Annotated in this window: 17 protein-coding genes and 2 pseudogenes; 5 read left to right on the forward strand and 14 right to left on the reverse strand. The window is 66.1% G+C overall.

Annotated features, from left to right (window positions below; all coding sequences use genetic code 11):
• Window positions 1-652 precede the first annotated feature (652 nt).
• Together SJY20_RS08055 and SJY20_RS08060 are read right to left on the reverse strand one after the other, a co-directional pair.
• On the reverse strand, window positions 653-3028 hold the full coding sequence (locus SJY20_RS08055) for a TonB-dependent receptor (protein ID WP_380786184.1): 2376 nt from the start codon (window positions 3026-3028) through the stop codon (window positions 653-655).
• A gap of 48 nt (window positions 3029-3076) precedes the next feature.
• Window positions 3077-3400 (reverse strand): hypothetical protein, encoded by a 324-nt coding sequence (locus tag SJY20_RS08060; RefSeq protein ID WP_380786186.1) that lies wholly within the window; start codon window positions 3398-3400, stop codon window positions 3077-3079.
• 453 nt (window positions 3401-3853) lie between these two features.
• On the opposite strand from SJY20_RS08060, the gene SJY20_RS08065 reads away from it, so the two are divergent.
• Complete coding sequence (locus tag SJY20_RS08065) at window positions 3854-4114, forward strand: hypothetical protein (RefSeq protein WP_380786187.1); 261 nt, start codon at window positions 3854-3856, stop codon at window positions 4112-4114.
• A 15-nt stretch (window positions 4115-4129) separates the two neighbouring features.
• Here the strand turns inward: SJY20_RS08065 and SJY20_RS08070 are convergent, their stop codons facing one another.
• Both SJY20_RS08070 and SJY20_RS08075 read right to left on the reverse strand, forming a co-directional pair.
• The gene (locus SJY20_RS08070) at window positions 4130-4390 is read right to left on the reverse strand and encodes a pectate lyase (RefSeq protein WP_380786188.1); all 261 of its coding nucleotides are present in this window, start codon (window positions 4388-4390) and stop codon (window positions 4130-4132) included.
• A 76-nt stretch (window positions 4391-4466) separates the two neighbouring features.
• Window positions 4467-4547, reverse strand: a pseudogene (locus SJY20_RS08075) (hypothetical protein); the annotation flags it as partial.
• Here SJY20_RS08075 and SJY20_RS08080 point away from each other — a divergent pair.
• Window positions 4543-4830, forward strand: a pseudogene (locus SJY20_RS08080) (SDR family oxidoreductase); the annotation flags it as partial. The pseudogenes SJY20_RS08075 and SJY20_RS08080 overlap by 5 nt on opposite strands.
• A gap of 85 nt (window positions 4831-4915) precedes the next feature.
• On the opposite strand, the gene SJY20_RS08085 reads toward SJY20_RS08080, so the two are convergent.
• The 3 genes from SJY20_RS08085 to SJY20_RS08095 are packed head-to-tail and all read right to left on the reverse strand — an operon-like array spanning window position 4916 to window position 6416.
• The gene (locus SJY20_RS08085) at window positions 4916-5548 is read right to left on the reverse strand and encodes an NAD(P)H-binding protein (RefSeq protein WP_380786189.1); all 633 of its coding nucleotides are present in this window, start codon (window positions 5546-5548) and stop codon (window positions 4916-4918) included.
• A gap of 42 nt (window positions 5549-5590) precedes the next feature.
• The gene (locus tag SJY20_RS08090; protein WP_380786190.1) at window positions 5591-6019 is read right to left on the reverse strand and encodes a hypothetical protein; all 429 of its coding nucleotides are present in this window, start codon (window positions 6017-6019) and stop codon (window positions 5591-5593) included.
• Between the two features lie 46 nt (window positions 6020-6065).
• Window positions 6066-6416: a hypothetical protein gene (locus tag SJY20_RS08095; protein WP_380786191.1), complete on the reverse strand. Its 351-nt coding sequence runs from the start codon at window positions 6414-6416 to the stop codon at window positions 6066-6068.
• Window positions 6417-6498: 82 nt separating this feature from the next.
• Here SJY20_RS08095 and SJY20_RS08100 point away from each other — a divergent pair, with 82 nt between their 5' ends.
• On the forward strand, window positions 6499-6915 hold the full coding sequence (locus SJY20_RS08100; RefSeq protein ID WP_380786192.1) for a lysozyme inhibitor LprI family protein: 417 nt from the start codon (window positions 6499-6501) through the stop codon (window positions 6913-6915).
• A 46-nt stretch (window positions 6916-6961) separates the two neighbouring features.
• On the opposite strand, the gene SJY20_RS08105 is transcribed toward SJY20_RS08100, so the two are convergent.
• From SJY20_RS08105 to SJY20_RS08115, 3 genes are read right to left on the reverse strand one after another with little or no spacing between them, the layout of a single operon-like run.
• Entirely contained in the window at window positions 6962-9304 is a 2343-nt protein-coding gene (locus SJY20_RS08105; protein ID WP_380786193.1) for a xanthine dehydrogenase family protein molybdopterin-binding subunit, read from the reverse strand.
• Complete coding sequence (locus tag SJY20_RS08110) at window positions 9301-10290, reverse strand: FAD binding domain-containing protein (RefSeq protein WP_380786194.1); 990 nt, start codon at window positions 10288-10290, stop codon at window positions 9301-9303. The genes SJY20_RS08105 and SJY20_RS08110 overlap by 4 nt, the downstream gene beginning before the upstream one ends.
• The gene (locus SJY20_RS08115) at window positions 10287-10793 is read right to left on the reverse strand and encodes a 2Fe-2S iron-sulfur cluster-binding protein (RefSeq protein WP_380786196.1); all 507 of its coding nucleotides are present in this window, start codon (window positions 10791-10793) and stop codon (window positions 10287-10289) included. The genes SJY20_RS08110 and SJY20_RS08115 overlap by 4 nt, the downstream gene beginning before the upstream one ends.
• 242 nt (window positions 10794-11035) lie before the next feature.
• Here SJY20_RS08115 and SJY20_RS08120 point away from each other — a divergent pair, with 242 nt between their 5' ends.
• Window positions 11036-12313: a DEAD/DEAH box helicase gene (locus SJY20_RS08120; RefSeq protein WP_380786198.1), complete on the forward strand. Its 1278-nt coding sequence runs from the start codon at window positions 11036-11038 to the stop codon at window positions 12311-12313.
• A gap of 6 nt (window positions 12314-12319) precedes the next feature.
• Here the strand turns inward: SJY20_RS08120 and SJY20_RS08125 are convergent, their stop codons facing one another.
• The 4 genes from SJY20_RS08125 to SJY20_RS08140 all read right to left on the reverse strand — a co-directional run bounded on the left by SJY20_RS08125 (window position 12320) and on the right by SJY20_RS08140 (window position 14923).
• Window positions 12320-12697 carry a hypothetical protein gene (locus tag SJY20_RS08125; protein WP_380786199.1) on the reverse strand — a complete coding sequence of 126 codons (378 nt, stop codon included), beginning with the start codon at window positions 12695-12697 and terminating at the stop codon, window positions 12320-12322.
• A 2-nt stretch (window positions 12698-12699) separates the two neighbouring features.
• On the reverse strand, window positions 12700-13203 hold the full coding sequence (locus SJY20_RS08130) for a DUF6438 domain-containing protein (RefSeq protein ID WP_380786202.1): 504 nt from the start codon (window positions 13201-13203) through the stop codon (window positions 12700-12702).
• Between the two features lie 275 nt (window positions 13204-13478).
• Window positions 13479-13877 carry a cupin domain-containing protein gene (locus tag SJY20_RS08135; protein WP_380786203.1) on the reverse strand — a complete coding sequence of 133 codons (399 nt, stop codon included), beginning with the start codon at window positions 13875-13877 and terminating at the stop codon, window positions 13479-13481.
• A gap of 62 nt (window positions 13878-13939) precedes the next feature.
• Window positions 13940-14923 (reverse strand): aldo/keto reductase, encoded by a 984-nt coding sequence (locus tag SJY20_RS08140; protein ID WP_380786204.1) that lies wholly within the window; start codon window positions 14921-14923, stop codon window positions 13940-13942.
• Between the two features lie 107 nt (window positions 14924-15030).
• Between SJY20_RS08140 and SJY20_RS08145 the strand changes: the two genes are divergently transcribed.
• Window positions 15031-15930 carry a LysR family transcriptional regulator gene (locus SJY20_RS08145; protein ID WP_380786205.1) on the forward strand — a complete coding sequence of 300 codons (900 nt, stop codon included), beginning with the start codon at window positions 15031-15033 and terminating at the stop codon, window positions 15928-15930.
• The last annotated feature ends 2 nt before the right edge of the window (window positions 15931-15932 follow it).

A 15932-nucleotide genomic window follows, 5' to 3' on the forward strand; every position in this document is an offset into this window, starting at 1 on the left:
CAAGATCGGTTGGCGCGTAAGTGGTCGTTGTCAGTGCAGTCGCGTCAATCGGGCTAGGTCCGGCAAGGCCTGCGTCGATAGCAGCGCCTGCATTGACTGCGGCGTCGGACGTGCCGCGGTAGACCCGGCCGGAAATTGGGTGCTTTTTTGGCGGAACGCGGCGGCCAGCGTGCGCTGACTCGCTTGCATGCAGTTCTAATAAGGCAACGCGAAGGTCGGATCGGTGAGTAGCGACCGGCTCGTCGTCTCGTCCGGCGCCTTTCGCAGGCGATGTCAAAGTGACATAGCCGCTTAGCCGTCATGAACCGGGCCGATGAGGGGAGGCGACAAGCTCGGCATGCCCGAGATCGTCGAAGTGCGGCCGTTCTTGTCAGTAGTGGTGTCATCGCCGGCGGAATGTCACCAGTAAAGATCGACGCCACCCGTCGGGTGCGGCCGAGAGATAAGTTGTCCCGGCCATGTGTTCTCTAATGGGCTGCGACGGATGCGAGGCGTCAGGCATCGAGGAACGTGCGCGTGCCGGCGGTAGCGGCTTTCCCGTTCGATTCGCGGTACGAGCGACGACGGTCCGGTCCGGCTGCTACCGTGTATGGAACCTCCGCCGCCGGTGGAGAAGGTCGGTAGACTGTCGTCATAGGCTCAAAGCAGGCGTTTAGAACGCCACACCGAGCGTCCCGAAGACCTGCCGCGGTGCGGACGAATGGAATACCAGGATCGACCCCGTGGGGTCGTTCGGCGCGAACACGCTGCTGTCGAAATTGGAGGCGTAGCGCTTGTCCGTCAGGTTGGTGACGTTCAGCGACAGCTTGGTGGCCTTCAACGGGCCGAAGTCGTCGAAGCTGTAGCTGAGCCCCAGATCGACCGTGGCATAGCCGCCGAACCCCTGGTCGTTGGTGTAGGTGTAGAAGCGCTTCCCGGTGTATTTGCCTTGTACCGACGCCGAGAAGCCGCCTTGCGTCAGCGTCAGCATGCTCGAATAGAGCCGTTTCGGCGTATCGACCTGCTGCTTGCCATCGGTGGCGTAGAGCACGCAGGTGGTCGTGCAGAAGTTCAGATCCTGGTCGTACGTGGTCTTGTTCAGCGAGGCCGAATTATACCATGTCATCCACGGCAAAGGCTTCACCAGAACGCCCAGCTCGACGCCGCGGGCGGTGACGCTGCCGGCGTTGTGGAAGGAGTTGCCGCAGCCCGGATTCTGCTGCTGGTTGGTCGGGCACGGGTTGTACTGTAGCAACCGGTCGTCGAACTTGACCCAATAGCCGGTCATCGACACCTGCAGCAGCCGGCTGACATACCGATAGCCGCCCTCGACGCTGCGCGACGTCTCCGGCTTCAGCGTCGCCCCCTGCACGTTCCAGATCGCCTGCGTCACCGATTGCGGCCCGAGCTTGAAGCCGCCCTGGTACATCGCGATGTTCTCGGCATAGCTTGCGAACAGCTCGTGCCCGCGCGCGACTTCGTAGCGCACGCCCGCTTCCGGAAGGAAGTAATCCTTGGCTACCAGCGTGCCGGTCGCGAACTGCGTGGACGCGGGCGGCGCGGCCTTGGCAATGCCTGGCACGGCGCGCGCTTCGGACCGCGAATAGGTGCCCTTGAACCCGAAGTCGAAGCTCAGCGCATCGTCGAGCAGCGACACCGTGTCCTGCAGATAGAATTGCCGGGTCGTCCAGTCGGTCTCCTGCACCCACTGCGCCGTCGCCGGCTGGCCGCCCAGGAACCGGCCGAGATCGAACGGTCCGCTGACGTCGTTGCGGATGTAGCGCGACGCGCTGCTGGTGTTGCCCTCGGTCCAGACGCCCGCTTCGAAATGGTTGAAGCCGATCCGCCAGCTCAGGCTGCCGAGGATGCCATCGCGGTCGATGGTGTAGCGCGTGTCGCGGATCTGCACCGGCAGGTCGTCGGCGGTGGTTGCCGTGCCCTGCGTCGAAAGCCCGGAGATGAAGTTGTTGCCGGCGCCCTTGTCGGTGTGGCGATACCCCTGGACGCGGGCGCTGAGGTTCTTGGCGATGTCGATGTCCGCGGCGAGGTAGAACAGCTCGTCGTTACGCAGGATCTGGCCGTTGGTATAGGTGACGTCGCCGATCTTCTCCGGCAGCACCGAGGGCGCGCACTTGGTCGGCGTCGTCGTCACCGCACAGGCATTGCGGCCGAGATAGGTCTGCCAGTCGGGTGCGTAGCCACCGAGATCCCAACCGCGACGACCGAGCATCTCCTTCGACAGATAGGCGTCGTCGGCCTGGTTGGTGCGCGAGATGTCGGCAAAGGCGGTGAGCCGGAAGCCGTCGGTCTTGTACATGATCTTGGCGTTGACCTGCTTGCTGGTCGACCGCGTGTACGCGCCCTGGTCGACGAACAGGTCCTGCCGGGCATATTGCCCCGAGACGTACGCCGACAGCCCCTCATATTCGCCGGTGTCGAGCCGGACGAAGGTGCGCAGCGCATTCTCGCTGCCGACGGTCTGGCTGATCTTCAGCCCCAGGGCCTTGCTTGGGTTGCTGCTGGTATACATCACCGCGCCGCCAAGGTTGCTGGTCGAGGCGATGCCGAGCCCGGCGATCCCGGTGGCGAGGTCGGCGCGGCCGAGGTTCTCCGAGATCAACGCACGGCTGATCGTAAGGCCATTGTAATTGTTGTAGGCGCCGTCGCCGAGCGGCATGCCGTCCAGCGTGTAGCCGAGATGCGTGGTGCTGAAACCGCGCACCTGCAGCGACATCGACTGTTCGTTGAGCCCCAGCGCATCGATCGACTGTGCGCTGACGCCGGGCAGCATGTTGAGCGCCTTTTGAATGCTGGTGCCTGGCGGCAGCGCGTCGAGGTTCGCGGGCAACAGGGTCGATACCGAGCGGGTCTCACCGGCGCCGACTACGACAATATCGGTGTCGGTGTCGGTTTCGGCTGCGGTATCGGCGGCTAGGGTGTGGGTCTCGACGGATTGTGCATGTGCTACGGGCGCGAACGCGGTCAGCGCGACTGCGGCCATCAGAACGGCGCGGCCGTAGCGCGATTTGCAGCGCAAAAGATAGATCATTGCAATACCCCGTCGCAGCGGCCCAACGGCCGCCCCCCGTCCCAGCGGCTAGCCATAATGCAGGTCATTGCGGTTACGGAATGGTGGCGCTTTAGTGACAAGTCGCCGACGAAGACGTTTGATATCGACCGACGGGCGTTTTGCCGTCTCAGCTAATATCGAAGGCAATGGCAGTTCCTGATAGCGGTGTTCCGCACCGCCATATTTAATCACCATAGAGGAAGCGCTGCTCGCCGCAGGACTATCGGCAACTGCAGCGACGACAGCGGGTAGCCCAGACCAGATGCGTACGTCTGCTGTTGGATTCTCTCCGAGCGAAGCGGCGTGGCGGTGTCCCTCTTCCAATCCAATCGCGTAGGTCGCCGAGCGCATCGTTTGGTTTCGTCAACGATGCGGTTGCGAGATTCTCGTGCAGATTCGACACCGAGACGTGCTCATCAGCAGGATGGTGGGCGCTCGTTGCAGAGCCAGGCGAGTGCGACCTGCATCGGCGTCGCGTGCAGTCTCGACGAGACCTCGGAAAGCGCAGCCGACTGGAGAGGGCGGAACCCACCAAGCGGGAAGAACGGGGCATCGGCAACCCCCTTGCCAGCCAGCATGGTGATCCATGTATCGGCACCGCGATAGGCAATATTATACTGACTCTGAACGCAGACGATCTCGCGATACCGCGCGCTTCGTCGAATTGCGTGACCGTGACGTTGCCGAGGCCAATTTTGGCGCACCGGACCCTGGCGTTGCAGGTCCGTAACCGCCTTCAACGGCGCCGCCAATGATCCCTCGGTCGGACCATGCACGTCGAACATCGGGCGAAGGTGGACGACATTGAACGCTTCCGAAGTGCGTCAGGTTATGCCTTACCGCGTGTCGGCTCGCCCCGTTCGAACGCCGGCAACCACGCGCGCCGTCGTTGCCATTCCGTTTAATTATGCCGGCGATATGCCCGATCTCGCAGGATCGTTCGAGGGCATCGAGGTGCGGTCCCGGATTGATACGGGTGCGGGCGGGGAACTGGCCATCAGTTCCCCCTTCGCGCACTCATCGTCGACGCGCGCCACGATAGCGGCGATCATCGAAATGCTGTAGGGCATGAGGTTCCGGTCACCGCCATTTCGCATAGGCTCTAGCAAACTCCGTGCCTGCGTTGCCCCACCAGCTATAGCCGTTGCGGCGCTCGACGCTGATCTTGTTGACGTCGTCGTCGATCGATCGGTCGCGGTCGCCGAAGATAGGCTTGCCGGTCGCGGAGTCGTAGAAGCGGACCCAGATTGGTCCGGCGCCGGGCTGGCCGCCAGGCGGTTGCCGTCGGGTCCGCCCGGCGCGGTCCATGCCACGCCGGTAGTGCCGTGTGCGGCGAACCAAGCGGCGCCGTCCGCGACCGCTGGCGGATCGCGGGCGAGGGGGCGGGTTGCGCCATCAGGAAGCGGAGCACCGCTGCACTCTCAATGGTGGCCAGCGCAACGGGCTCGAAGTTGCGCGCGCCGATAGGCGGGCGGGTGATCGGGTCGTGTCCGCCCAGCGCGGCTGTCTATTGCGCGAGCAAATATGCGGTGTGGGCGATCACCAAGGGGTTGCGGCAGGAGCATGACGACATTCGCACGACGATCATCTCGCCGGGCGTGGTCGCGACGGAACTGGGTAACGACATCACCGATCCAGATATCGCCAGCGCCCTGACGACGTGGCGGCAGAAGTCGCTAACGCCGGACGCGATCGCGCGGGCGATACGCTATGCGCTGGAACAGCCCGATGGCGTCGATATCAACGAGGTCATCGTGCGGCCGACGGCTGCGGGAATGTAGGCGGAGCGTGATATGGCGGCGTTCGCACTGAATGGCGCGGATGCCGACGCCCGACACCGGGTCGCATGATCGTACCGGCGGGTCTTCAGCGTATCTCGCCCGCTTCGACGATGTGCGTGCCCGGCAATCCGTTCAGCGCCGCGTCGAGCAGCGAGGCCGCAATGTCATGGGCAGGATTACCGCGGTAGGCGCGCGGAAGGAACGGTCCGAGGATACGGAGCGCGGCAGCGGTCACGCGTTCGGCGGTCCGCACCTCGTCGCGATCGCCGAGGATCGCTCCGGGGCGGAGGATCGTGAGCGATGACCATCCGAGGTGCCTGACGGCTGCCTCGAGATCCCCCTTCGTTCGCAGGTATAGAAACCGCGATCGGGCATTGGCGCCGGTCGACGACGTCAGCGCGAACCGTTCCGCGCCGTGCTCTCGGGCAAGCCGCGCAACGTCGCGTTGAAGATCCAGATCGATCGCTCTGAACGCCTCTGCCGAACCGGCTGCGGCTCTGGTCGTACCGAGCGAACACACGACGCCATCGACCGCCCACCAGTCGGCATCGGCGGGCAGCGCCGTCATGTCGGACACCGGGTTCAGGAGCTTAGGATGCGCCGGTAGTGCCCGACGCGTCGGTGCGACGATGCCGTCGACGCGCCGATCCGCCAATGCCTGGGACAGGACGTGGCGACCTACCAGTCCGGTTGCGCCGGCAATCAGGATACGCGTCATGTCATTGACCCTATAAAACCTCCTCGCGTGGCGCGCCGTCGCTTACACCGTCATGTCGAACCAGACGCCGTAGAGCATCAAGGCCGACCCGAAGCACCACATCGTCGTGCCGAACAGTTTCAGCTGCCGCGCATGGCCGATCAGGACGCTGATCGGGAAGCGGCGCAGGTTTGCGGCGTTGTAGCGGGTGTGGAACGCGATCTGCGCATCGACCATGCCGTGGAAGATACGGTTGATGGCGGTGAGCATCGCGGTGACGACGATCGTGAACAACATCTGGAACAGCGCGGTCGAGACGCCGTGCGTTGGCTGGATGCTCAGGGCGCGTAACACCAGGGCGATGGCGACGAGCAGCACCATGGCCCCGACGACTGCGCCGGTCGCGCGTCGGACGATGAGGCCGATGCCGTATCGCGATGTCCTGATCAGCAGAGCGATGCACACGGCAACGGACACCAGCCACGCGATCATGGACACAGGCACGGGCACAGGCACAGTCCTGGCTCGGCGCTGCGGTTCAGCGCCGTGTCGCCCGCCCCAGTTGCCGCGCGATCATCGCGCCGGCGATCGTCAGCACCACGCCCAGTCCCAGCAAGAACATGCCGAGCATGGTCCCCCCGACTTCCGCGTTGTTCGCGGTGCTGATCGCGCGCGCGGCGACATTGGCGTCGGTCGCGGTCATCGCGGTGGCGAACGCCTGTTCCTGGCATTTTGCGAGCATGTCCGCCCCCTGGTCGCGCATCCGATCGCGGCATTGCGCGACGATCGCCGGGTCGGCCTTGGGCGGGCCGCCATTCAACATCATGAAGCCTCCAGCCGCCAACAGCACAAGGCCAAGGATCAGCAACACCAGCGGACTCTTCTTCATTCTATCCTCCACGGTCGGTCTGTTCTATTCTCGATCACCACGGGTAGCGCAAAACGACGCCAATGATCATGGACTTTCCTGCATGCGCCGAACACTGTTCCTGATCGCCTCGATCATGGCGGCGACGCCGTCTTTCGCGATTGCTACCGATCGCACCGCCATGGTGCTCGATAAATGCGTTGGCGATCCAGCGAACAGCAGCACCGGTGGCCAGACGACTTGCGAAACCCAGGCGGCGCGCAGCTACGACCACCGGCTCAACATCGCCTATCAGGGGTTGCTCAAGATGCTTCCGCCCGCGGCGGCGCAACAGCTACGACAGGCACAGCGGACATGGCTCGCTTTCCGCGCCGCCGACGCGGAGGCACGGTCGGCGCTGTACGGCACGCGACAGGGGACGATGTACGTTCCGATGCAGGCGCATGCCGAGACCATCGCCGTGCGGGATCGCGCGCTTCAGCTCGAAGCCGACCTGAGGGTGATGCAGATCGAACCGTGACGCGTGTTCGCGTCGGCGGGTGGGAGGGAAGTCCTTCGACGCCTTTCTATAGCAGCTTGTCGAGCGTGATCGGCAGGTCGCGGATGCGTTTGCCGGTGGCGTTGTAGACCGCATTCGCGACCGCCGCGGCGACGCCGGTGATGCCGATCTCGCCGATGCCGTGCGCGCCCATCGGGGTATGGGGATCGGCGATGTCGGTCCACAGCACGTCGATCTCGGGCACGTCGAGATGCACGGGGACATGATATTCGGCGAGGCTGGGGTTCATGATCCGGCCGTTGCGTTCGTCGAACTGGGTTTCCTCCATCAGCGCCATGCCCAGACCCATGATGATACCGCCGCGAAACTGGCTTTTGGCGGTCTTCGGATTTAGGATACGGCCGCAGTCGAACGACCCAAGGATGCGGCTGACGCGGATCTCGCCGGTGACCGCGTTGACGCGGACTTCGCAGAAGATCGCGCTGTGCGAATGCATCGACCAGTGCATCAGTTCGAGGGGAGGGGACGCCGCCTCGGTCACCGTGACGCTGTCGCGCTGGGCCCGCGCCAGGATCGAGGCATAGCTTTCTCGGCACGATGGATCGTCGAGCTTTGCGAGGCCGCCGTCCACGCTGCCCACCGCGTCCGCCGACAGGCCGGCGAGGGGGGAATCGTTGCCCGCCAGCCTGAGCAGTTCGGCGACCAGCGCGTTGTGCGCGGCGATCACGGCGGCGCCGATCGCGGCGGTCTGCTGCGATCCGCCGGCCATGATCGCACCGGGGATCGACGTATCGCCGTACCCGATTTCGATCTGGTCCATCGACAGCGCCAGCCGCTCCGCGCCGACGATGGCGGTGGTGGTCGCGGTCCCCATGCCCATTTCGGCGGCCGCCACTTCGATCTTCGCGCGCACGGTGTCGCCGTCGCGGGAGAGGGTGATGCGCGCCTGAGCGCCGGGCATCCGGTAATAGGGATAGGTGCCGGTCGCGCAGCCCATGCCGACCTGCCATTCGCCGTCACGCGTCTCACCGGCCAGGGCGCTGCGCTCAGCCCAGCCGAACCGTTCGCTGCCGGCGCGCCACGCCTCGACGATGTTGCGCGAGGAAAACGCGATACCGGAGACCGGGTCCTTGTCGGGTTCGTTGCGGATCCGCAGTTCGACCGGATCCATCTTCAGGTCGACGGCAAGCTCGTCGATCGCGCATTCGAGCGCGAACGTGCCGACCGCCTCACCCGGTGCGCGCATGAAGGTGTTGGCGAGCATGTTCATCCGCGCCACCTCGACCTGCAGCGTGATGTTGGGGCAGGCATAGGCCGCGCGCGTGCCCAGGATGAAGGGTTCGGGCATGTTGTTGTGCGGCGTCATGATCGACAGGCCGGTGTGGATGATCGCATCAAGGTCGCCGTCATCATTGGCGCCGAGGGCGACGCGCTGCTCGGTCAGCGTGCGGCCGCCGACGACGCGGTACACGCCCTCGCGCGACAGGGTGATACGGACCGGTCGACCGGCGAGCTTTGCCGCTGCCGCACCGATGATCTGATGGTCCCACAGGCCCTTGCAGCCAAAGCCGCCACCGACATAGGGCGAGGTCATATGGACCTGTCCGGGGTCGAGATCGAACACGTCACCGATCGTCTGCGCCTGCGCGGTGACCATCTGGCTGGCGTCGTGAATCATCAGCTCGCCGTCGACCCACGCGATCGTCGCGGCATGGGGTTCGATCGGATTGTGGCTGTGGCGCGGGGTGCGATAGACCTGGTCGACGACGTGCGACGCAGTGCCGAGCGCGGCCTCGGCATCTCCGACGTGGTTGAGCAGCGGCTGGCCCATGAACAGGCCCTGTTCGATCCCGTTCGCCTTCGCGCCCGCTAGGCTGGTGGTCGACGGGTCCTCGTCATAGCTGAAGCGGAGCAGCGACGCGGCGTGATCGGCCTGTTCCTGCGTTTCGGCGAGGACGCAGGCGATCGGCTGGCCGTTCCAGTGGATGCGGTCGTCCTGCAGGATCGGCAGGTCCGCAGGCCCGACCGCGGTCGGCGACGATCCGAACACGCCGGGTGTGTTCATCCGCGGCGCATTGCGGTGGGTCATCACCACCACCACGCCGGGCGCATTCTCCGCGGCGATGCTGTCGATCGCCGAGATCCGCCCGCGCGGGATCGTCGCATAGGCGAGCGCGGCATAGGTCATCGCGTCGAAGCGGAACTCGGCGGCGAACCCGGCCTCACCAGTGACCTTCAGCGCGCCGTCGAGCCGCGACGTCGGCTTGCCGATCAGCCCGTGCTTGCGCGCGATCAGCGGGTCGGGACGACCGCCGGGGATCCAGCTGTCGGGCGCCAGCGGGACCAGCTTTTGCATCGCGCCCTGGACCAGGCCCTGCGTGGCCTGTTTTGCGGTGTCGACGATGCTCATGCGCGCTCTCCCTTCACCAGATCGGCCAACACCGCGGCCAGCGTTCGTGCCGCCAGTGCGGGCTTGAACGCGTTGTGGCTGAGTGGCCGGGCGTCCGCGAACTCCGCGGCTGCGGCGGCGCGGAACGCCGCTTCGGTGGCGGGGCCGCCGCGCAATGCTGCCTCGGCCTTGGAGGCGCGCCACGGCTTGTGGGCGACGCCGCCGAACGCGATTCTGATGTCGGCGATCCGATCGCCCTCCATCTCCAGCGCGGCGGCGACGGAGATCAGCGCGAACGCATAGCTCGCGCGGTCGCGGACCTTGCGATAGGTCGAATTGGCGGCGACCTGCAGCGGCGGGAGTTCGATGGCGGTGATCAGCTCGCCCGGTGCCAGCATCGTGTCGAGGTCGGGCCGTTCGCCGGGCAGGCGATGCAGCTCGCCGAAGCCCAGCGTCCGGGTGCCGTCGCGTCCCTCGACATGGACGATCGCATCGAGTGCGGTCAGCGCGACGCACATGTCCGACGGATGCGTGGCGACGCAGGCATCGGAGGCGCCGAGGACGGCGTGGATGCGGTTGAAGCCGTCGCGCGCATCGCACCCGGTGCCGGGCATGCGTTTGTTGCAGCGTGCGCCGTCGGTGTCGTAGAAATAGGTGCACCGGGTCCGCTGCAACAGGTTGCCGCCGACCGTCGCCATGTTGCGGATCTGCGCGGAGGCGCCTGCCAGGATCGCCCGCGACAGCACCGGGTAGCGCGTCCGTACGCCAAGATGTTCGGCGAGCGCTGTGTTGCGGACGCCGGCGCCGATCAGCAACCCGCCGGTGGGAGTCTCGGTGATCGCATCGGACAGCCCGGTGACGTCGACCAGGCGTTCCGGCCGCGCCACCGTCTCGCGCATCAGGTCGACGATGTTGGTACCGCCGCCGAGATACGCGGTGGCTTCGGTGGCGCCCAGGCGTACCGCATCGGCGATGTCGCTGGCGCGCGCGTAGGTGAAGGGGGTCATGCAGCCGGCTCCGCGGCGACGGTTGCCCGGATCGCGTCGACGATGCCGTTATAGGCGCCGCAGCGACACAAATTGCCGCTCATACGCTCCTGGACCTCTTCGCGGGTCAGCGTCACCGTGGCGGTGAGGTCGTCGCTGACATGGCTGGGAACGCCGCGACGTGCCTCTGCCGCCATGCCGATCGCGGAACAGATCTGGCCGGGGGTGCAATAGCCGCACTGGAAGCCGTCATGCTCGATGAAGGCGGCCTGCAGCGGATGGAGCGTGCCGGCCTCGGCCAGCCCCTCGATCGTGGTGATCGCGCGGCCGTCATACTGGACCGCCAGGGCGAGGCAGGACAGGATGCGGGTGCCGTCGACGAGCACGGTGCAGGCGCCGCACGCCCCCTGGTTGCAGCCCTTCTTGGTGCCGGTGAGGTGGAGGGTCTCGCGGAGGTGATCCAGCAACGACACCCTGGGGTCGAGCGGCCCCGCGACGGTGTTTCCGTTGACGATGAGCGACATTGGCAATCTCCGCTTCGATGCGGTGCGCCCGCGTAGCCGATCTACACCAACTCCCAGGTCCTGTTTATATCTTTTCGTTCATCTGAAGGTCGTACGGACCTGAACTATGGTCCTTTTCGCGAGGGGTAGCGCGGCCTTCGACGTTGACGCGGTGCAGCATAAAATCTAACGCCCGCGCTCCTACGCTAAGCCAGACCCGGCGCGGCCTTGCTCTGCGCTGGAGGCGCCGCGTGACGATGACCATGACTTTCGCCGATCTTTCGCTCGCACCGACTTTGCTGCAGGCGCTCGCGGAGCAGGGCTATGCGAACCCGACGCCTATCCAGGCGCAGTCGATCCCGATGCTGGTGACCGGGCGTGACATGCTCGGCATGGCGCAGACCGGGACCGGCAAGACCGCGGCGTTCGCGCTGCCGCTGCTGCACCGGCTGGCCGTGAATCCTCGCCCGGCGCCAAAGGGTGGCGCTCGCGTCCTGGTCCTGGCGCCGACGCGCGAACTGGTGTCGCAGATCGCTGCCGGGTTCGAGAGCTTCGGTCGCCACCAGCCGCTGCGCGTGACGACGATCTTCGGGGGCGTCAGCCAGTTTCATCAGGTCGCGGCGTTGAAGGACGGCGTGGACATCATCGTCGCCACCCCGGGTCGCTTGCTGGATCTGATCGAACAGCGGCTGTGCGACCTGTCCGCGCTCGAGGCGCTGGTGCTCGATGAGGCCGACCAGATGCTCGACATGGGCTTTGCCAAGCCGATCGAGCAGATCGTCGCGACCTTGCCGCAGGACCGCCACACGCTGTTGTTCTCGGCGACGATGCCCAAGTCGATCGCCGCGCTGGCCGAGAGCCTGTTGCGCGACCCCGCCAAGGTCGAGATCGCGCCGCCGTCGACCACCGCCAAGCGGATCGAGCAGTCGGTGATGTTCCTGGATGCCGCCGACAAGAAGGCCGCGCTGCTGGCGCTGCTGCGGACGCCGGAAATGGGCCAGGCGGTCGTGTTCACGCTGCAGAAGAACATCGCCAACGAGGTCTGCGCGTTCATCACGGAGGGCGGCATCACCGCCGAAGCGCTGCACGGCAACAAGTCGCAGGGCCAGCGCGAGCGCGCACTCGACGCGTTCCGCGCCGGCACCGTGCAGGTCCTGGTCGCGACCGATATCGCGGCGCGCGGGATCGACGTCGACACCGTGACGCACGTCTTCAACCATGACCTGCCGAGCCTGCCCGAAAGCTATGTCCACCGCATCGGCCGCACCGGGCGCGCCGGGCGCAGCGGCTTCGCGGTCACGTTGTGCGATGCCGAGCAGCGCGCCTGGCTGCACGATGTCGAGCGCGAGATCGGCCAGCCCCTGACCGTCCAGGACGATCACCCCTGGCATTGCGAAGTCGCGCGCCATTCAACCAAGCGCGCCCCGGTGCTGGGTGGCGGCCCGGTCAAACAGGTCAAGCCGGAGAAGGCGCCGCGCGAGCGCAAGGTGTGGACCGAGGAAGAGAAGCACGCTGCCCGCATGGCGGCGATGGCCGCCTGAGGACGGTTAAAGCCCGCCCTGGAACTGGAACGTGAAGCGGTAGGGCAGGGGCTTCGCGTTCCGTCGAGTGAGGGGGCGGGGTGGTCTTGCCGCGATCAGCGTCAGGCTGCCGTCCGCGACGTTGACGGGCGTGCCGAGCGTCAAGTCGAACTGCTTCGACCAGCCGCCGCCGAGCACGGTGGCGCGCACGACCAGGCGTCCGGCGACGATGCACTGCACGTCTGGCGCACAGCGGCTGTCCTCGACGACGCTGTCCGGCCGGACTCGCGGGCCGTTTACCGACGCGATCTGCCCCAGCCGCACCGGCCCCTCGATCGGGCGGGTCGACGCGCAGCCTGCGAGCAGCGGCAGGACCGCCGCGAGCAGGCGCACGTTCCTCGGCACGGTCAGCGCTTCCCGATCAGGTCGGCGATCGGCAGCGCTTGCGGCGCAGCGCGCAACGCGTCGGCCAGCGCACGGTGCTCGGTCCGATCGCAGCCATAATCGAACAGCAGGTGACCCGAACCGGTCCCGCCGGTCCAGGTCACGTCGACCGAAGGCAGGTCTGTCGCATAGCTCTTGCAGGCGTCCGGGCCAGCCAGCAGCAACTCGCCCACGGGGAGATAGGGTTGCAGCCCGTTGAAAAACGCCGCGACTTGCGCCGGCGTCGCCGTGAAACGCCGCTCGCCCAGCACCGTGGTGTTGCGGGTACCGGTGAACACGCCGGCGCCATCGGCCGCGACGGTCACGGTATAGACCGGACAAAATCCGTGACAGGGCGTCGTCGCGTAGGTCAGGCTCCGGATCTGCGGCTTCGCGGGCGCAGCCACCATCGGCCCCCCCGGCTGCCCCGTGCTCGCGCATCCCGCCAGCGCCAGTGCCGCCGTCATCCATCCGATCGAACGCATCATACTCATTGTCTTTCTGGCACAGTCGCCGCTTGATCGGGGACGCGTACATCATGCCGCGATGAGTTCGATGTTTTTATGACAGCAGAGGACGCGCCGACGATCGCCGCGTCCGTATCAGAGCAAGGGTTCGCCCTACCGGGGCGCGAGCTTTCGTAGAAGAAGCTCGCGGTGACGCCGCCGTCCAGCAGGATATGCGTCCCGCACCGATCCAACTCCGATGACGACGACGACCGAGGTCATTGGGGCTTGCGTGACGGCTGTCGCGGTGCCCGCCATCAGCGCTGTCCGCCGGTATAATCGGCGTCGCTGACCTGCTCGAGCCAGTCGACCACCTTGCCGTCCTGCGCTTCGGCGATCGCGATGTGGCTCATCCCGCAGGTCGGGGCTGCGCCGTGCCAGTGGCGTTCGCCGGGTTCGAAGAACACGATGTCGCCCGGTCGCACCTGCTCGACGGCACCACCCTGGCGCTGGACGAAGCCGAGTCCGGTGGTGACGATGATCGTCTGCCCCAGCGGGTGGGTGTGCCAGGCGGTGCGCGCGCCGGGCTCGAACGTCACGGTCGCGCCGCTGAGCGCGCCGCTTCCCTTGAACGGTGCATCGATCCGGACCTGGCCGGTGAAATAGTCGGCCGGCCCGGCGGCCGAGGCGATGTCGCCGCTACGCGTGATATGCATGATATGATCCTCCTGGTTTGCAGACTGGCAGGTCGACACGCCTGCGACTTATCGGCCGCGAATTACCGCCCCTGGCGGTCCCGAATCGCGGTCGGGTAGCGCTCACCGACCAGTGTGACCTGCAGGAGCGCCGTGTCCATCGCGTGCAGATCGTCGGCGGAGAGCGCGACGGTCGCACCCCCGATGTTTTCGTCGAGGCGGTGCAGCTTGGTGGTGCCGGGAATCGGCACGATCCACGGCTTTTGCGCGAGCAGCCAGGCAAGCGCGATCTGCGCGTTGGTGACGCCGTGCTTCGTCGCCAGTTCACCGATGCGATCGACGAGTGCCATGTTGGCCCTGCGGTTTTCGGCTTCGAAACGCGGGACGACGGCGCGGAAATCGCCTTCGCCGAACGTCGTGGTGGCGTCGATCTTGCCCGTCAGGAAGCCCTTGCCGAGCGGACTGAACGGTACGAAGCCGATGCCCAGTTCTTCGAGCAGCGGGAGGATTTCCTTCTCGGGCTCGCGCCAGAACAGCGAATATTCGCTCTGCAACGCGGCGACGGGTTGCACCGCATGTGCCGCGCGGATCGAGGCTGTGCCGGCTTCGGACATGCCGAAATGCTTCACCTTGCCGGCCGCTATCAGGTCCTTCACGGCCCCCGCGACATCCTCCATCGGGACGTTCGGATCGACCCGGTGCTGATAGAGCAGATCGATCCGATCCGTGCGCAGGCGCTTCAGGGCCGCCTCCGTCACGGCCCGAATGGTTTCGGGGCGGCTGTCGAGGCCCTTCATCACCTCGCCGTCGAGGAAGCCGAACTTGGTGGCGATCACGACCTCGTCGCGGAAGCCGGCGACGGCCTCGCCGACCAGCGCCTCGTTGGCGCCCTGCGCGTATGCCTCCGCGGTGTCGAAGAAGGTGACACCGCGGTCGAACGCGCCGCGGATCAGCGCGAGGCCGGTGGCGGTGTCGGTCGCCGGGCCGTAGCCATAGCTCAGCCCCATGCAGCCGAGGCCGAGTGCCGAAACCTCCAGCCCGCTAGTCCCAAGGATACGCTTTTCCATCGTCGGTCTCTTCCTGCAAAGTCGGCTTCGATGACGTGAAGATAGTGGCTGCAGACTTTCCCGATTAGCCGCTATATTCGGCATGAAGTCATATTCCAGGATCATGAATGCAGCGCGAGGAAGCCGGCGACCTGCTGGCGTTCATGGCAGTCGCCGGAGAGGGCAGCTTCACGCGTGCCGCAGCGAAGCTTGGCACGTCGCAGTCGGCCCTGAGCCATACCGTCAGGCGACTGGAAACCCGCCTTGGGCTGCGCCTGCTGGCGCGAACCACGCGCAGCGTTGCGCTGACCGAAGCGGGCGAGCGCCTGCTGCGGACGATCGGCCCGGCTTTTGCAGACATCGACGGGGGGCTCGCGGCGTTGAGCGACCTGCGCGACAAGCCGGCGGGTACGATCCGGATGACCACATCGGAGCATGCGGCGCACACCGTGCTGTGGCCGGTGATCGCGCCGTTGCTCCACCGCTATCCCGATCTGCACGTCGAACTCGCGATCGATTCCGGGTTTACCGACATCGTCGCCGAGCGCTTCGACGCCGGCGTGCGGCTTGGCGAGTCGATCGCGAAGGACATGGTCGCCGTCCGGATCGGCCCCGAATTGCGCATGGCGGTGGTCGGCGCGCCGGCCTATTTCGCTGCAAATCCAAAACCCAAAACGCCGCAGGACCTGTCCGAACAGCGCTGCATCAACCTGCGCCTGCCGACCGCGGGCGGCCTTTATGCGTGGGAACTGGAGAAGGGCGCGCGTGATCTGCATGTTCGGGTCGACGGCCAGCTGGTCTTCAACAACATGCGGATGATCGTGCGTGCCGCACTCGACGGCCTCGGCCTGGCCTGCGTGCTCGAGGATCTGGTGGCGGAGCAACTCGCGAGCGGTGCGCTGGTGCGGGTGCTTTCGGACTGGTGCCCGCCGTTTGCCGGCTACCACCTCTATTATCCCAGTCGCCGCCAGCCGTCCGCGGCATTCTCGCTGCTGGTCGACGCGCTGCGCTATCGACACGGTTCATAGGG

The organism is Sphingomonas sp. R86521, from assembly GCF_042466235.1.
In the GTDB taxonomy this organism is placed as follows: Bacteria; Pseudomonadota; Alphaproteobacteria; order Sphingomonadales; family Sphingomonadaceae; genus Sphingomonas.

Excerpts from the sequence above, each read along its gene's own strand:
- SJY20_RS08055 (WP_380786184.1), bottom strand. The coding sequence starts at position 3,028 with ATGATCTATCTTTTGCGCTGCAAATCGCGCTACGGCCGCGCCGTTCTG.
- SJY20_RS08060 (WP_380786186.1), bottom strand. The coding sequence starts at position 3,400 with ATGCGCTCGGCGACCTACGCGATTGGATTGGAAGAGGGACACCGCCAC.
- SJY20_RS08085 (WP_380786189.1), bottom strand. The coding sequence starts at position 5,548 with ATGACGCGTATCCTGATTGCCGGCGCAACCGGACTGGTAGGTCGCCAC.
- SJY20_RS08090 (WP_380786190.1), bottom strand. The coding sequence starts at position 6,019 with ATGATCGCGTGGCTGGTGTCCGTTGCCGTGTGCATCGCTCTGCTGATC.
- SJY20_RS08095 (WP_380786191.1), bottom strand. The coding sequence starts at position 6,416 with ATGAAGAAGAGTCCGCTGGTGTTGCTGATCCTTGGCCTTGTGCTGTTG.
- SJY20_RS08100 (WP_380786192.1), top strand. The coding sequence starts at position 6,499 with ATGCGCCGAACACTGTTCCTGATCGCCTCGATCATGGCGGCGACGCCG.
- SJY20_RS08105 (WP_380786193.1), bottom strand. The coding sequence starts at position 9,304 with ATGAGCATCGTCGACACCGCAAAACAGGCCACGCAGGGCCTGGTCCAG.
- SJY20_RS08110 (WP_380786194.1), bottom strand. The coding sequence starts at position 10,290 with ATGACCCCCTTCACCTACGCGCGCGCCAGCGACATCGCCGATGCGGTA.
- SJY20_RS08115 (WP_380786196.1), bottom strand. The coding sequence starts at position 10,793 with ATGTCGCTCATCGTCAACGGAAACACCGTCGCGGGGCCGCTCGACCCC.
- SJY20_RS08120 (WP_380786198.1), top strand. The coding sequence starts at position 11,036 with ATGACTTTCGCCGATCTTTCGCTCGCACCGACTTTGCTGCAGGCGCTC.
- SJY20_RS08130 (WP_380786202.1), bottom strand. The coding sequence starts at position 13,203 with ATGATGCGTTCGATCGGATGGATGACGGCGGCACTGGCGCTGGCGGGA.
- SJY20_RS08135 (WP_380786203.1), bottom strand. The coding sequence starts at position 13,877 with ATGCATATCACGCGTAGCGGCGACATCGCCTCGGCCGCCGGGCCGGCC.
- SJY20_RS08140 (WP_380786204.1), bottom strand. The coding sequence starts at position 14,923 with ATGGAAAAGCGTATCCTTGGGACTAGCGGGCTGGAGGTTTCGGCACTC.
- SJY20_RS08145 (WP_380786205.1), top strand. The coding sequence starts at position 15,031 with ATGCAGCGCGAGGAAGCCGGCGACCTGCTGGCGTTCATGGCAGTCGCC.